Raw genomic sequence first — 14,798 nt, forward strand, 5'->3', positions numbered from 1 at the left:
ACTTTCGCTGCTCCCGGCAGCTCAACCCTGACTTATGGGTAACGCTGGGGCAATTTATACCGGGAACAAGGTCAAAACCGGTTCGGCTTTAGACTTTGACCTTCGCTTTTGATTTTGACCTTTGAGTCCGGCATAAATCGCCTCCATTTTGACTGTAAGGCCGGGTCGAGCCGTCAGGAACGGCGAGAGGTTGTGATCGCCGGGAGCCGGGATTATTAAGGGTGCTGCGGTAGCACCCTTGATACGTTCACCGTTTCGGTAAGTACAGGGATCAATGAACGTTTAGTGAACGGAACCGTACGCTAACTCGCATAGAAATCCCTATTCACTTACTGCCAGCAACCCCCGCTTAAACGCCTCAATCCCCGCATGGCTTTCCTCCCCTGGCCGCAGCGCCAGACAATAACACGCCCCTGTCTTCACGCTCCCCGTGAAAGGCTGCACCAGCCTTCCACGATGCAAATCCTCTGCCACCAGTGTGGCATCGGCTATCGCAATGCCAAACCCCTGAATCGCGGCGCTGATAGCCAGGTCCATAGTATCGAAGTGTTGATTTTTATTCATAGCAGGCGGGTTAGGGACGTTTTGCCCAAACCACAACGACCAGTCGGTGCGATCGCGCGTCGGATGAAGAAATGTATAACGACTCAAATCTTCAGGTGTTAAAGCGTTTTCAGGCAATAAATGCTGGCTGATCACGGGCGTAAGCCGCTCCTCAAACAGCAATGCACCCGTTGTGGAAGGCTTGCCAAAAATAATCGCTGCATCAAAAGGTTCGTTTTTGAAATTCACGCCGTGTTCAACGGTGGTGGTTAACGCAACCTGAATCTCTGGCGATGCAATTTCCAGTTGTACAAGTTTTGGCACCAGCCAGCGCATAGCGCAGGTCGGGGCTTTCAGGCGGATCACACTGGATTTATGGCAGGCATTACTGGCGACATTCAGCAAGTGCTCAAAAGATTGCTGCAATTCCGGCAACAGCGCAGAGCCTTGCGGTGTGAGATGCAGCCCGCGGGCATGACGATCGAAGAGCGCATAGCCGAGCCATTCCTCAAGCGTGGAGATTTTGCGGCTGACGGCACCTTGTGTCAGACAGAGTTCTTTTGCCGCGCGAGTCAGATTCAGATGTTTGGCTGTCACCAGGAAAGCATCAACAGTATTCAGGGGGAAATTGCGCCGCATTCGATTGCTCTCCGCTGAGCTATGAGTTTTTTGCATGGCTATTATGACAACAATTCGGTTGTGGTAGCAACCTGTTGCATATTGAATAGTTATGCAAATCGCGTTTTAACAGGAGAGGCCATGACTATGCAAACCCCGGTGCAATTTCGTTCAAAATTACCGGATGTTGGAACCACCATTTTTACTGTTATTGGCCAACTCTCGGCGCAACACAACGCCATTAACCTTTCTCAGGGTGCTCCAAACTTTTCGCCTGACCCAAAGCTGATAGCCGGTGTTACCAAAGCGATGCAGGATAACCATAACCAATACGCATCTATGACCGGTTTCAGGCCGTTAAAAACCCTGATCGCAGAAAAGGTCGCTACGATTTACGGTTCAACGTATGACGTCGACGATGAAATCTTAGTGACTGCCAGCGCCAGCGAAGGGCTTTATTCCGCCATCAGCGGGTTAGTGCATCCTGGTGATGAAGTCATTTACTTCGAACCTTCTTTTGATAGCTACGCGCCCATTGTTCGCCTACAAGGTGCAACACCCGTAGCGCTGAAACTGGTGTTGCCCGATTTCACCGTCAACTGGGATGAAGTACGCGCGGCTATTACGCCTCGTACCCGTATGATCATCGTAAATACACCACACAACCCAAGCGGGCAGGTGTTTAGCGCACATGATCTGGAAATGCTGGTGGAGCTGACGCGTAATACCGACATCATTATTTTGTCCGATGAAGTCTACGAACACATCGTCTTTGACGGTGAGCGCCATCACGGCATGGCAACACATCCGGCACTGGCTGAACGCAGCGTTATCGTTTCGTCATTCGGCAAAACCTTCCACGTGACCGGTTGGCGTGTGGGCTATTGCCTGGCTCCGGCAGAATTAATGACTGAAATCTGCAAAGTGCATCAGTTTTTGATGTTCTCTGCCGATACTCCTATGCAATATGCCTTTGCTGAATATATGGCGAACCCAGATACCTACCTGTCGCTGGCGGCGTTCTACCAACGCAAACGCGATTTAATGCAGACACTGCTGGCTGAGTCTCCGTTTAAATTGCTGCCGAGCGCCGGGTCTTTCTTCCTGCTGGCGAAATTCGATCATTTCACTGATGAATCAGACAGCGAATTAGTAAAACGTTTAATTACTCAATATGGCGTCGCGACCATTCCGCTCTCCGCGTTTTATACCGACGGAACAGACAACAAGTTGATTCGTTTGTCATTTGCAAAAGATGAAGCTACGTTACGTGCGGGTGCTCAAGCACTTTGCCAGGTTAAGCCACGCTGATACGAGGTCATAATGAAAAAAGTTTATGCGTTAAGTTTGTTGGTTGGGATGTGTGCGTCATTCTCGGCATTCGCAGCAACCGAACTGCGCTACGGCGTGGAAGCGGAGTATCCACCGTTTGAAAGCCGTAACTCGGCGGGCGAGCTGGAAGGGTTTGATATCGACTTAGGCAACGCGATTTGTAAAGCGGCGAGCCTGAAATGTTCATGGGTTGAAACGTCTTTTGATGCGCTGATTCCAGGGCTGATGGCGAAGAAATTCGATGCAATTAACTCCGCAATGAATATCACCGAGCAGCGCCGTAAAAGTATCGACTTTACCCAGCCAATTTACCGAATTCCATCACAGTTGGTGGGCAAAGCCGACAGCGGTATGGAAGCAACGCCTGCTGGACTGAAAGGTAAAACTATCGGCGTTCTGCAAGGATCCATTCAGGAAACTTATGCGAAAGAACACTGGGAAAAAGAAGGCGTAACAGTGGTTTCTTATAAAGACCAAAATATGGCGTGGGGCGATTTGCTCAATGGCCGTATTGATGCGTCTTTGGTGATGTCAGCAGCAGGTCAGGCAGGCTTCTTAAGCAAGCCGCAGGGCAAAGGTTTTGGCTTTATCGGCAAGCCGGTAAGCGACGATACGATTCTGGGTAGCGGTATTGGCTACGGGTTGCGTAAAGGCGATGAAGCGACCAAAAAACAGCTTGATGCCGCTATCGATAAAGTACGTGCTGATGGCACGATTACCGCACTTGCCAAGAAGTATTTCCCTGGTATCGATGTAGCCGTCAAATAAGTGTTCTCCAGGTCGGATTAGCGTAGCGACATCCGACACTGCCTGTGTAAATGGAGGATGGCGCATTCGCTTATCCACCCTACAAACCCCACCCCGCAAATTTTGCGTAAAGGTCTGTGTCTCCGATTGGTTTTTCAGTGATTTTTGTCTAGAGTGTGCGGTCTAGATTTTGCCGCTGTTCTGCCTCTTGTGGGGGCGAAACACATCGACAATGAAGGACAATTTTTCAGGCATGAACCGCAGACGTTTTATCAAAGCCTCAATGGCTCTCGCCGCTGTCAGCGGCACAACTTCAATTGCCACGCTCTTCTCGCGTGCAGCTTACGCGGCAGAGTCTGAAATTGCCGATGGTCGCACCACCGCATTCGATTTTTCTGTGCTCCAGTCAATGGCCCATGATTTGTCGAAGAAACCGTGGGTTGGCAAACCGCGTCCGTTGCCGGACACACTGGCAAACTTAACTCCACAGGCTTACAACGCGATTCAGTATGATGCTGAACACTCGCTGTGGAACAACATCGAAAACCGCCAACTTGATGTGCAGTTCTTCCACGTTGGTATGGGCTTCCGCCGCCGTGTACGCATGTTCTCCGTAGATGCATCCAGCCATCAGGCACGTGAAATTCACTTCCGTCCTGAGCTGTTTAACTACAACGACGCAGGTGTTGATACCAAACAACTCGAAGGCCAGATTGATCTTGGTTTTGCCGGTTTTAAAGCATTTAAAGCACCAGAACTGGCGCGCCGTGACGTGGTTTCTTTCCTCGGTGCGAGCTATTTCCGTGCGGTCGATAATACATACCAATATGGGCTTTCAGCGCGTGGCCTTGCGGTAAACACCTATACCGATCAGCTGGAAGAGTTCCCGGACTTTACCTCTTTCTGGTTTGAAACCGCGAAAGCGGGTGACACGAAGTTTGTGGTCTACGCATTGTTAGATAGCGCAAGTGTCACCGGGGCGTACAAATTTACAATCAGTTGTGAAGCTGAGCGCGTGGTGATGGATGTCGATAATCACCTGTATGCTCGTGAAGATATTAAGCAATTGGGCATCGCGCCGATGACCAGTATGTTTGCCTGCGGCACTAACGAACGCCGTATGTGCGACACCATTCACCCGCAAATTCATGACTCCGATCGCCTGGCTATGTGGCGTGGAAACGGCGAATGGGTAACGCGTCCGCTCAATAACCCACAGAAGTTGCAGTTCAACGCTTATCTCGATAACAACCCGAAAGGCTTCGGTTTGCTGCAACTCGACCACGAGTTTGCAAATTACCAGGACATCATGGGCTGGTATAACAAGCGCCCAAGTCTGTGGGTTGAGCCGCTCAATAAGTGGGGTAAAGGCGCGATTGGGCTGATGGAGATCCCGACTACGGGGGAAACGCTTGATAACATCGTCTGCTTCTGGCAGCCGGAGAAACCGGTGAAAGCCGGTGATGAGCTGGAATTCAAATACCGTCTGTACTGGAGCGGTTTGCCGCCTATTCAGTCGCCGCTGGCGCGAGTTTACGCGACCCGCACCGGTATGGGCAGTTTCCCGGAAGGTTGGGCACCTGGCGAGCATTTCCCTGAAAAATGGTCACGCCGTTTCGCCATTGATTTTATCGGTGGTGATTTGAAAGCTGCGGCACCGAAAGGTATCGAGCCGGTTATCACGCTGTCTAACGGCGAAGCCAGACAGATTGAGATTTTGTATGTCGAGCCATTCGACGGCTATCGTATTCTGTTTGACTGGTATCCAACAGATGACTCTACCGACCCGGTAGATATGCGAATGTTCTTGCGCTGCCAGGGTGATGCCATCAGTGAAACCTGGCTGTATCATTACTTCCCACCAGCACCGGATAAACGCAAATACGTTGATGACCGCGTGATGAAGTAATAGCTTAAGCCCCGTTATAAATACGGGGCTTTATCTTTTGTAGGTCGGATAAGTGCAGAGTCATCCGACAGATTCACTTTAGTTTCATCTGCTTGCTGAGCATTTCAACAATATAGCTATTTACCGACATGCGCTGTTCGGCGGCGGCAATCGCCAGGCGTTCGCCAAATGACTCGGGGTAGCGCAGAGTAAAGGTTTTGATCTTCTCTTCGCGCTCATACGGCTCAATGCCGCTTTCTTTGCAATCCGCTAGATACGCTTTCAGCGAAATCTCACCTTCCTGCATCAAGCCCTTAGCGCTACCTGCCACAAAATCGCAGTAGCCTGAAAGCCCGAGAAATTTGCCGCGAAACAGGCTGATTTCAGGAACCCAAGTGATTAACGCCGGTTGGCCGCCAATCACCATTGTATTTGGAATTGAATGTGAATCCGTCATGGTGTTACTCCAATACTTGCCATAGCCCATGAACCCTTCCGTGAAGTCAATTTATGAAGTCATGCTGGCATATAAAAAAATGACGTCAATTTCTGACGTCATTTCTGGAACATCCTTCAGGATTTGAATGAAAGATTGTGCAACGCTACTCCAGCGGCCCACCGAGAATCGTTTCGCGCATGCCCGACAATACGCGCTCACCGGTTTCGCTTTTTAGTTCTTCATACCAGCTATGAGTGATGTTCATATCTTTACCGTGGGTCACATCGCAGCGTTTGCGCGCCTTGAGCACCAGGTCTTTTACGCGATACGCGCGTTTCTCCTGATAGCGTAGCAATGCATCTTCTACACCGAGAGAGTTGGTTTGCAGCGCGACGGCCAGTACAACGGCGTCTTCCATGGCAGCGCATCCGCCCTGGCCGATGTCTGGCGTGGTGCTGTGGCCTGAGTCGCCAAGCAGTGCAACTCGCCCGCGAACCAATTGCATAAATGGTTCAATATCATGAATTTCTATGCGATTAGTGGTGTCGGGGTTAATTGTGGAAATCAACTTTTGCACCGGATCTGCCCAACCAGAAAAATAACGGGTTAAATCGGTTTTTACCGTGCTGCGATCTTCCGGCAGTCCTTTTTCTAATGGCACATCAAAGAAGAAGTAAAAACGATTGCCCGCAACAGGCATCAGCGACACACGTTTGCCTTCGCCGACAAATGTCGTCCACTGGTTGGCAGGTGCAATAGATTCATCAATATCGACCAGACCATTCCAATTAACGTAACCGGCATAGCGGCGCTCTGTCTGGTGGCCGAGCACATAGGGGCGGATCACCGAATGGGTGCCATCGGCGGCGATTAACACATCACCTACTGCAACATGACCATCTTCAAAATATGCCCGCACGCCACCGTCAAACTCTTCGATACGCGCTACGCGCTTGCCAAACTGAATATCCGCACGCCCGTAATTATCAATCAGCATGTCTTGCAGTTCCGCGCGAGCCACCGGATAGGGGCGCTCGCCAACACTTTGAATTAAAGGATCAAGACTAAAACGTGTCAGGGTTTGGCCGTGGACAAATTCTTTGTAGGCCATATATTCCATCGGGCCGCCCAATTGCTGGAGCTGCTCTTTCATGCCGAGCCAGTTGAGGCACTTCACGCCATTTGGCCAAATCGAAATTGCCGCACCAACCGGTTTGATTTCTTTGACCGCTTCATAGACTTCCGTTGTAATGCCACATCTTTTCAGGGCAATTGCCGCCGAGAGTCCACCAATGCCGCCGCCAATTATGATCGCTTTCATCTAAGTCTCCTTTGGGTTACAAAGATGTTAAGCAATATCTATACCAGCATGTGAAGCAGCCCAGCACTGGCGCGAGACGTGCGTTAAACTGATTTGTGCATTGGTGGGGATCTTCTGTGGTGCAATCTATTTTTCTGCACCATTATTTTCCACAGATAAAAAGAAGGAGAGGGTGCGTGCGCGATTCTGAGAATTGGCAAGACGACGTGATTAATATTGATGACCACATAACACTTCATTCAATCAATGAGCGGTATGTGGATGAGATTTTTGCTTTGGTACAAAAGAACAAAGCCTGGCTACAAACAGCGATGGACTGGCCGAGGTTCGTGTTGTCGGTTGAGGACTCGCGCAAAATGGCGCAGGGCAACTATATCCTCCATCATCGTGGCTACGCGAAAATGTTCCTGATTTTCCAGGATGAAAAAATGGTAGGGGTGTTCTCGTTTAACCAGATAGAGCCGACCAATAAAACCGCCTATATCGGTTATTGGCTGGATAAAGATGTCCTGGGGTCGGGGATTATTTCGCGAGCTTTAGACGCGGTCATTCACAAGTACGCCCGTGAAGGCCTGGCCCGCCGTTTTGTGATCAAATGCATTGTCAGTAATGTCGCCAGTAATCAGGTGGCGTTGCGTAATGGCTTCCTGCTTGAAGGGCGCCTGAAACAAGCTGAGTTTTTAAATGGCGAGTTCCATGACCAGAACATCTACGCGCGGATTATTGGTTAACGCGACGGTTCTTAAAACACGCCATAAAACGGTGAGCGAGTAACTCGCTGCTCACCGTTAATATCCTTAATGCCTCGTATATGAATGAGCTCACCGTCCAGGCCATCAACCGCTGCTTTATCGTAAATTTGCACATTGTTCTCTATCAGAACATTACCGGTGATTCGCGCCTGGCCGTAAATCTGCACCTGGTTATCTAATTGGATAGGGCCGCCAATGAGTGTTGCATCATCGAAGATATGCACCTGGTGTTTTAGCACGCAGTCGCCCTCAATAAGCGCATTGCCGTAGACCTGCGAGGAATAGCGAATGGTTGGAATCTGGTCATCACCACGCCCTGCGATAATACGCGCGTTGTCGAACACTCGGGCGCAGTCGCAGATCCAGATATTGTTCTCGTCATTGCCTTCGAGAATTGCCTGCCCGAACACTTCAGCGCGGTGTTCAATAAAGGCGTTGTTCACCACCGCGTTACCAAAGATCTGTGCCTGATGAACCACGCGCGATGCGTTTACCGTAGCGTTGCCATAAATTTGCAGCACTTTATCGTTGTCGGCGGTCAGTCCACGAACCGCAATCACCTTGCTGCCGTTAACAATGCGCGCGGCATCGTAAATACGGCATTCACCGCTAATCAATGATTCTTTAACGATGCTTTTCCCGCTGATATGGGCCCGGTGGCAAAGGGTGGAACTGCCATGAACTTGCGCATCATCGTTAACACTTGAGCCGCCGTATACCATGCACTCGCCGCCATAAATCCAGCAATTCCCGAGCTGGCTAAGATTATCTTCGTTTTCAATCCAGCCACCCAGTTGCCCGGCTTTGATGTCGCTGAAATCGCACAGGGCCACGACTTGCCAGAGTTTGACCTGCTGTTTTTTGCCATCGACCAGATAATCATGTAGTTGCGAGTCGCCCGTTAACTGATACTTGTTCATCATCTTCGCCTTAGTTTTCTTTCTGTTTAAAACTTAGCAGGTAAATCCTCAGATGGCGTTCTTCGGTGCAATCACATAAAATGCATCTAAAATACATTTTAAGTTTTAAACGAAATGAATAAATCAGTAACGCGAACCATGCTTAATCTCCCGGCTGGGTATTTTGGTATGGTTCTTGGGACCATCGGAATGGGTTTTGCCTGGCGCTACGCTGCCACGATTTGGCCAGTATCATCGGTAATTGGTGAGGCGTTTGAGAGCCTGGCGATTGCTATCTGGCTCGCTCTGGCGCTGGCTTTTATCGTGCGCCTGGTGAAATATCCGCAAACCGTTTTAGATGAAGTCCGCCACCCGTTGAAGGGCAGTTTTGTGAGCCTGTTTCCGGCGACAACCATATTAGTTTCGATTGCCATCGCGCCTTATCTTCGTCCGTTAGCCGTGGGCATGTTTGCTTTTGGGGCAATAGTGCAATTGGTATACGCCGCATGGCAAAGTGCCGGGTTATGGCGTGGCAGCCACCCGCATACCGACACTACGCCGGGACTCTATTTGCCAACAGTTGCCAATAATTTTATCAGCGCGATGGCTTGTGGTGCGCTTGGTTTCCATGACCTCGGTATTTTGTTTTTTGGTGCGGGCGTATTTTCCTGGTTAAGCCTGGAACCGGCGATTTTGCATCGTTTACGCAGCGCTGGTGAACTCCCGGAGCCGACGCGAACTTCACTTGGCATTCAACTCGCACCTGCGCTGGTTGCTTGCAACGCTTATTTGAGTGTTAACGGTGGGCAACCTGACTTCTTTGCCAAAATGCTGTTTGGCTACGGGTTGCTGCAATTACTGTTTATGTTGCGCCTGATGCCGTGGTATTTGATGCAGCCATTTAATGCCTCGTTCTGGAGCTTCTCGTTCGGTATTTCAGCACTTGCTGCCACGGCCCTTCATCTGGGCATGGGGAGTAACGACGGGCTTTTTACCGCACTCGCTGTGCCGCTATTTATCTTCACTAATTTCATTATTGGCCTGCTGCTGGTGCGCACGGTTATCCTGCTTTATCAGGGTAAATTACTGCTGCGTGTCGAACGGCCTGCAAAAAGGACAAACTAAGATGTTTTCTGAGAATTACTTCACCGAGAAATATGGCTTAACTCGCACCCATTCTGACGTGGTGAATGCGGTAACGGTTGTCCCGCCTGGGAAAACATTAGATCTCGGTTGCGGTAGCGGTCGTAACAGTCTTTATCTGAATCAAAAGGGGTTTGATGTAACAGCGTGGGATAAAAACCCGATGAGCATCAGCAACCTGAATAAAATTATTGAAGCGGAAGGGCTGAAAAATATCACTGCAGACGTGGTCGATCTCAACACATTACATTTTGACGGCGAGTATGACTTCATTCTTTCAACCGTAGTAATGATGTTCCTGGAGCGTAACACCATTCCAGGGCTTATCGCCAACATGCAGCGTTGCACCAAAGTTGGTGGTTACAACCTGATTGTTGCTGCGATGGACACCGAAGATTTCCCTTGCACCGTCGGCTTCCCATTTGCTTTTACTGAAGCTGAGTTGAGTCATTATTACGCGGGTTGGGAATTGCTGAAATACAACGAAGATGTCGGTGAATTACATAAAACCGACGCGGAAGGTAACCGTATCAAATTGCGATTCGCCACTATGCTGGCACGAAAAGCCTAAGCTGTAGGCCAGGCACGGTTTTGCAGCACGATGCGATAACCATCGTTATCAACAAAGGTGCGCCCGGCGATATCCCAGTACGGATTAAAACTGTTAATGGTTACAAAACCTGCATTCAGCATTTGCTGGCAGGTTTTTTGCCATTGAGCGTTATCCGGATAGTACAGCACTAAGAGGTCATCAACCGTTGCGGCGGGTTCAACCGGGTGGCGGTGGCAAACAGTAAATTCAAGATGCCAGCTTAACTCATCACGACCCAACATCACGCCGCTAAAACCGTCGTGCTCGCTAAAATCCCCGAGTTCTTGCAAACCCAATCCCAGACAGTACATCTCTTTGCTTTGAGCAAGATCGGTCACCGGACGAGCAATACGCAGATGTGGAATCATGGTTACTCCATATTTGTTTATTGTATGTAAGGCTATCTTATATACGAAAAAATGTGTAATTCGAGCTAAATAATGAGCATGTTAAAAAGAACTTTCGCGATTGTTATCTGAGTTTGGGGGAATAGCATTTATAACTTCATGCGCAATCCCAATTTTTTGCTATAACTGAAAGGCTTACATGCAATTTACAGGGATAAAATATGCGCACTTCTTTTTGTGTTAAAGCCGCCTGCCTGACAGGCCTGCTAGCCTTGGCCGGCTGTTCCTCGTCTGTTACCGCTCCTGAGAAGTATTCTGGTTTTTTAAAAGATTATTCCAGTCTTCAGGAAACAACATCTCCATCTGGAAAAACCATTTTACGTTGGGTTGATCCAAGCTTTAAAAGCAGCAACTACGACAAACTTATCTTCAATCCGTTGACTTACTACCCAGTGCCGAAACCAAACACCCAACTGGGTGCTCAGACACTGGATAAAATCCTTGCTTACTCCAATCAACAGTTGAAAGCGAGTGCCGAGAAGCGCATCCAACTGGTCAGTAAGCCTGGTCCGCGTACTTTGATTTTCCATGGTGCAATTACGGGCGTAGACAGCAGTAAACAAGGTTTACAATTCTATGAAGTGATTCCAGTGGCAATGATTGTTGCGGGTACTCAAGCAGCAACAGGCCACCGTACGATGGAAACAAACCTCTATTTTGAGGGGGAGCTAATTGACTCCTCAACCAACAAAGTCGTAATGAAAGTAGTACGTAAAGGTGAAGGTAAAACGGTAAGCAATGAAAGCGCACCGATTACCGTAGACTCGCTGAAATCAGTGATTGATGACATGGCGACAGACGCATCCATGTTCGAAGTTAAATAACGCGCTATGACACGGAAAAGGGAGCTAAGCTCCCTTTTTTTACCTCTTATGCTGCCCGCTTGCGCCATGGCAGTGCATTAAACATCCCCGGTTTTGAAAACATCACCAGATTGCCTAGCAGGATCATGATAAGCCCGATAATGGCATTACTGTGCCAGACATAGCCTTCATAAATTGTTGACAGACTCAGCGCCACTAACGGGAACAGCAATGTGCTGTATGCCGCCGGGCCTGATCCGATACGCCCGACCAGGGTGAAATAGGCGCCAAAGGCAATCACTGAACCAAATATGGCCAGGTAGAACAACGAGCCGAGATAACGCAGCGTGAACTCCGGCATAAACGAATCCCCACGAACCAAAGCCAGCACACCCATAATAATAGTGCCGTAGAACATCGCGTAGGTATTGGTGGACAGAGTCTCAAGTCCCCGGCGCTGGTGGCGCGTGCTAATCATATTGCCAATTGAAAATCCGTAGGTACCCAAGGCACTTAAACCGATTCCCAGCAGCAGAGAAGGGGCCAGCTGTGTGGCGATCAAATCATGCCAGAACAGCGCAACAACCCCTGCAATCCCCAGCACCGCTGCCGGCAGTAAATTTTTGCTCGGGCGCTGACGGAAGAAAATCATGCTGTTAACCGCATTAAACAACACGGCCATGGAGAATATTACCGACTCCAGTCCCGAGCTGATATACGCCGCGGCATGGTAAAAACACAAAAAGTTAAAGCCGAAAACGCAGCCACCTTGCAGCATACAAAACAGATGATCGCGCAAACTGATACGGCGCAAGCGTCCAAGTGCCAGTAACACCACCAGCATCACGACGGCCGCTACGGCAAAACGCCAGAAAATAGAAACGGGTACCGACACCACACCTTGCTGCATGTAAATTGCAAGCCAGGTTGTACCCCAAATCACCACCACCGAAATATAAAGCAATGCATTCATTTTGTTATCTCCCTGTACCGATAGCGGGAGTATCAACATCTGCGCGTGCAGATGCTTTCACCGGCTTGCGTGGCTTGCATATTCTTGCGGTTTTTTTTTGCAAGGTGGATTGTTAATGGCTGGTAACGAGTGCTGGCACTACATACACTGTCAGTCCCGAACCTTGATGGTAATAAGTTATGACCCAGCCGTATCACGCATTTGAAAATCTTCGCCAGCACAACGCCGTGTTGGAAGATAATGTGCAACTGGGTTCCGGGATTCAACTGTCGGCCTGGTCAAACAGTCTCGACCGTGTGACGCAATGCAGCGATCACCATACGTTAAGCATGTATGTGAATGAAGGTTATGAAACCTACCAAAAAACCAATTCAGGTTGGAAAAATGGTGGTGGGCCAGATCGATTCTGTCTAATGCCAAAAGACGGAGAAACTACCTGGGATATTCGCAACCATTTTTCATTTGTGCATTTGTATTGTACGGATGAACATCTGCGTCATATTGCGGAGCAAATCTGGGATCGCAGCCCGGCTGCTCTTCAACTCGATGAGAAAATCTTCAGCGAGGACCCGCGTATTACTCAGTTGTATCGCCACTTTCTACTCAGCAGCGATTGGCAACAGCAGGCGAACCACTTGATGTTGAGTACGGCATCAACACTGCTGTTGACTCACCTGGTTCAGACATACAGCAACGTGCAGTGGCGTTTGCCTAATGTGCGTGGAGGCCTGGCACCTGCGGTGTTGAGAAACATCCAGGCATATATTGAACAGCACCTTAGTGAGCCATTAACACTGACCGAACTGGCTCAAGAAGCAGGGCTCAGCGAGTTTCACTTTGCGCGCATGTTTAAGCAATCAACCCAACTTGCACCACACCAATTTGTGATGCAAAGACGCATGTTACGCGCCGAAGCATTAGTGAAAAATAGCCTGTTATCGCTGACGGATATTGCTATGGCCTGCGGGTTTAGCTCGGCAAGCCATTTCAGCAATCGTTTTAAAGCGACGATAGGCGTAACACCGTCACAGCTACGCGCGGCGGGTAAATGAGAACAACGCGTAACATATCCCGCCAGCCACCAACCCCCAAAAAGCAGAACCAATCCCCAGCAAACTGACGCCAGATGCAGTGACCAGAAACGTGACGATAGCCGCATCGCGCTCACGCTCGTGGTTTAACGCCTGATACAAGCTTCCTGCAATGGTACTCAACAACGCCAGGCCTGCCAGCGTATGAATATAGGCGACAGGCAGTGCGGTGAGTAACGTGGTGATGGAGCCGCCAAAAATACCGGCAAGCAAATAAAACACGCCAGCCGCAGCGGCGGCAAGCCAGCGTTTTGACGGATCGGGATGCGCTTCAGAACCCTGGCAAATTGCGGCAGTGATCGCAGCAATACAAATAGAAAACACGCCAAAAGGTGCCAGTATCAGAGCAATCGCTGCAGTGACCACAATCAGTGGCGATACCGGAATCCCATAGCCAGAGGCTTTGAGTGTGGCAACGCCTGGTGCGTTTTGTGACGCCATAGTCACCAGGAAGAAAGGGATACCGATGCCCAACAGGCTCGATAGTGAAAAATGTGGTGTGGTAAATTCGGGCATAACCATTGCGACCGGCACGCTACCGCTTTGCAGGCTTCCGCTGATGATGCAAACCAGCAGGCCAACTACCATTGCTACCACAACGGCATAACGTGGAGCCCAAGTTTTTGCCAGTAGCCAGCCGAGCAACATACTGGCACAGAGTAAGAAATTCCCTTGCAAAGAAGTAAATGCATCGAGGCCAAAGCGCAGCAGAATGCCTGCCAACATCGCTGCGGAAAGTGTTGAGGGAATAAGGCGCATCAAACGGGCGAAGAGACCGGTCACACCGCACAGCAGAATTAAAAATGAGGCGAAAATAAACACGCCGATAGCTTCATTGAGCGAATGGCCTGGCAAACTGGTCGCGAGCAGAGCCGCACCCGGAGTGGACCAGGCGGTGAGAATGGGTGTGCGATACCAAATCGTTAGCACGAGAGTACTCACCCCCATGCCAATCCCAAGCATCGTCAGCCAACCCGCGATTTGCAGCGTGTTAGCACCAGCAGCTTCCGCCGCCTGCCAGATAATTGCCGCCGAGCTGGCGTAGCCAACTAAAACAGCAACAAACCCTGCCAGGATTGTGGGTAAGGGGATGGATATTGTGCGCATTTTTTCCGTTCATAGTTTTTAGCGTCGTCGAACTATAACATCACAAATCATTAACAACAGACGTGATGATGTTGAAAACTCTGCAAGTTCATTGTTATGCGAAATATTTGGCAAGGGCAAGAATAGGGGGGATTGCTCTCCGG

The 14,798-nt window shown here is 49.6% G+C and carries 15 protein-coding genes; 8 read left to right on the forward strand and 7 right to left on the reverse strand.

Going from position 1 to position 14,798, the window contains the following annotated elements; genetic code table 11:
• Nucleotides 1-321: 321 nt before the first annotated feature.
• Complete coding sequence (locus M977_RS20845; RefSeq protein ID WP_064518668.1) at nucleotides 322-1,182, reverse strand: LysR substrate-binding domain-containing protein; 861 nt, start codon at nucleotides 1,180-1,182, stop codon at nucleotides 322-324.
• 120 nt (nucleotides 1,183-1,302) lie between these two features.
• On the opposite strand from M977_RS20845, the gene M977_RS20850 reads away from it, so the two are divergent.
• The 3 genes from M977_RS20850 (at nucleotide 1,303) to M977_RS20860 (ending at nucleotide 5,149) form a co-directional block, all read left to right on the forward strand.
• Nucleotides 1,303-2,472, forward strand: coding sequence for a pyridoxal phosphate-dependent aminotransferase (locus M977_RS20850; protein ID WP_064518669.1), 1,170 nt, complete (start codon nucleotides 1,303-1,305; stop codon nucleotides 2,470-2,472).
• A 12-nt stretch (nucleotides 2,473-2,484) separates the two neighbouring features.
• Nucleotides 2,485-3,261: a transporter substrate-binding domain-containing protein gene (locus M977_RS20855; RefSeq protein WP_064518670.1), complete on the forward strand. Its 777-nt coding sequence runs from the start codon at nucleotides 2,485-2,487 to the stop codon at nucleotides 3,259-3,261.
• 232 nt (nucleotides 3,262-3,493) lie between these two features.
• Nucleotides 3,494-5,149, forward strand: a complete 1,656-nt coding sequence (locus M977_RS20860; RefSeq protein WP_064518671.1) for a glucan biosynthesis protein D — start codon at nucleotides 3,494-3,496, stop codon at nucleotides 5,147-5,149.
• Between the two features lie 73 nt (nucleotides 5,150-5,222).
• Here the strand turns inward: M977_RS20860 and M977_RS20865 are convergent, their stop codons facing one another.
• Entirely contained in the window at nucleotides 5,223-5,585 is a 363-nt protein-coding gene (locus M977_RS20865) for a type II toxin-antitoxin system HicB family antitoxin (protein ID WP_064518704.1), read from the reverse strand.
• 145 nt (nucleotides 5,586-5,730) lie between these two features.
• Nucleotides 5,731-6,888: an FAD-dependent urate hydroxylase HpxO gene (gene hpxO / locus M977_RS20870; protein WP_064518672.1), complete on the reverse strand. Its 1,158-nt coding sequence runs from the start codon at nucleotides 6,886-6,888 to the stop codon at nucleotides 5,731-5,733.
• 176 nt (nucleotides 6,889-7,064) lie between these two features.
• Between hpxO and rimL the strand changes: the two genes are divergently transcribed.
• Nucleotides 7,065-7,619 (forward strand): 50S ribosomal protein L7/L12-serine acetyltransferase, encoded by a 555-nt coding sequence (gene rimL, locus M977_RS20875; protein ID WP_064518673.1) that lies wholly within the window; start codon nucleotides 7,065-7,067, stop codon nucleotides 7,617-7,619.
• A gap of 11 nt (nucleotides 7,620-7,630) precedes the next feature.
• Here the strand turns inward: rimL and ydcK are convergent, their stop codons facing one another.
• A complete protein-coding gene (ydcK, locus tag M977_RS20880) occupies nucleotides 7,631-8,563 on the reverse strand; it encodes a YdcK family protein (RefSeq protein WP_342446879.1) in 933 nt (310 codons plus the stop codon).
• 111 nt (nucleotides 8,564-8,674) lie between these two features.
• Here ydcK and tehA point away from each other — a divergent pair, with 111 nt between their 5' ends.
• Together tehA and tehB are read left to right on the forward strand one after the other, a co-directional pair.
• Nucleotides 8,675-9,664 (forward strand): dicarboxylate transporter/tellurite-resistance protein TehA, encoded by a 990-nt coding sequence (gene tehA / locus M977_RS20885; RefSeq protein ID WP_064518675.1) that lies wholly within the window; start codon nucleotides 8,675-8,677, stop codon nucleotides 9,662-9,664.
• A gap of 1 nt (nucleotide 9,665) precedes the next feature.
• Nucleotides 9,666-10,253, forward strand: coding sequence for a tellurite resistance methyltransferase TehB (gene tehB, locus M977_RS20890; RefSeq protein WP_064518676.1), 588 nt, complete (start codon nucleotides 9,666-9,668; stop codon nucleotides 10,251-10,253).
• On the opposite strand, the gene M977_RS20895 is transcribed toward tehB, so the two are convergent.
• Nucleotides 10,250-10,642 carry a hypothetical protein gene (locus M977_RS20895; RefSeq protein WP_064518677.1) on the reverse strand — a complete coding sequence of 131 codons (393 nt, stop codon included), beginning with the start codon at nucleotides 10,640-10,642 and terminating at the stop codon, nucleotides 10,250-10,252. The two genes, tehB and M977_RS20895, sit on opposite strands and share 4 nt — an antisense overlap.
• 200 nt (nucleotides 10,643-10,842) lie before the next feature.
• Between M977_RS20895 and M977_RS20900 the strand changes: the two genes are divergently transcribed.
• Entirely contained in the window at nucleotides 10,843-11,505 is a 663-nt protein-coding gene (locus M977_RS20900; protein ID WP_064518678.1) for a DUF3313 domain-containing protein, read from the forward strand.
• Between the two features lie 46 nt (nucleotides 11,506-11,551).
• Here the strand turns inward: M977_RS20900 and M977_RS20905 are convergent, their stop codons facing one another.
• Entirely contained in the window at nucleotides 11,552-12,457 is a 906-nt protein-coding gene (locus M977_RS20905; protein ID WP_064518679.1) for a DMT family transporter, read from the reverse strand.
• 179 nt (nucleotides 12,458-12,636) lie between these two features.
• Between M977_RS20905 and M977_RS20910 the strand changes: the two genes are divergently transcribed.
• Nucleotides 12,637-13,509 (forward strand): AraC family transcriptional regulator, encoded by an 873-nt coding sequence (locus M977_RS20910; protein ID WP_064518680.1) that lies wholly within the window; start codon nucleotides 12,637-12,639, stop codon nucleotides 13,507-13,509.
• Here the strand turns inward: M977_RS20910 and M977_RS20915 are convergent.
• Nucleotides 13,489-14,655 (reverse strand): benzoate/H(+) symporter BenE family transporter, encoded by a 1,167-nt coding sequence (locus M977_RS20915; protein ID WP_064518681.1) that lies wholly within the window; start codon nucleotides 14,653-14,655, stop codon nucleotides 13,489-13,491. The genes M977_RS20910 and M977_RS20915 overlap by 21 nt on opposite strands.
• Nucleotides 14,656-14,798: the final 143 nt, after the last annotated feature.

The organism is Buttiauxella gaviniae ATCC 51604, from assembly GCF_001654835.1.
GTDB lineage: Bacteria > Pseudomonadota > Gammaproteobacteria > Enterobacterales > Enterobacteriaceae > Buttiauxella > Buttiauxella gaviniae.

Coding starts and splice junctions, on each gene's coding strand:
- ydcK (WP_342446879.1), bottom strand. CDS start 8,563: ATGATGAACAAGTATCAGTTAACGGGCGACTCGCAACTACATGATTAT.
- M977_RS20855 (WP_064518670.1), top strand. CDS start 2,485: ATGAAAAAAGTTTATGCGTTAAGTTTGTTGGTTGGGATGTGTGCGTCA.
- M977_RS20895 (WP_064518677.1), bottom strand. CDS start 10,642: ATGATTCCACATCTGCGTATTGCTCGTCCGGTGACCGATCTTGCTCAA.
- M977_RS20910 (WP_064518680.1), top strand. CDS start 12,637: ATGACCCAGCCGTATCACGCATTTGAAAATCTTCGCCAGCACAACGCC.
- M977_RS20850 (WP_064518669.1), top strand. CDS start 1,303: ATGACTATGCAAACCCCGGTGCAATTTCGTTCAAAATTACCGGATGTT.
- M977_RS20905 (WP_064518679.1), bottom strand. CDS start 12,457: ATGAATGCATTGCTTTATATTTCGGTGGTGGTGATTTGGGGTACAACC.
- tehA (WP_064518675.1), top strand. CDS start 8,675: ATGAATAAATCAGTAACGCGAACCATGCTTAATCTCCCGGCTGGGTAT.
- M977_RS20915 (WP_064518681.1), bottom strand. CDS start 14,655: ATGCGCACAATATCCATCCCCTTACCCACAATCCTGGCAGGGTTTGTT.
- tehB (WP_064518676.1), top strand. CDS start 9,666: ATGTTTTCTGAGAATTACTTCACCGAGAAATATGGCTTAACTCGCACC.
- M977_RS20860 (WP_064518671.1), top strand. CDS start 3,494: ATGAACCGCAGACGTTTTATCAAAGCCTCAATGGCTCTCGCCGCTGTC.
- M977_RS20845 (WP_064518668.1), bottom strand. CDS start 1,182: ATGCGGCGCAATTTCCCCCTGAATACTGTTGATGCTTTCCTGGTGACA.
- M977_RS20900 (WP_064518678.1), top strand. CDS start 10,843: ATGCGCACTTCTTTTTGTGTTAAAGCCGCCTGCCTGACAGGCCTGCTA.
- hpxO (WP_064518672.1), bottom strand. CDS start 6,888: ATGAAAGCGATCATAATTGGCGGCGGCATTGGTGGACTCTCGGCGGCA.
- M977_RS20865 (WP_064518704.1), bottom strand. CDS start 5,585: ATGACGGATTCACATTCAATTCCAAATACAATGGTGATTGGCGGCCAA.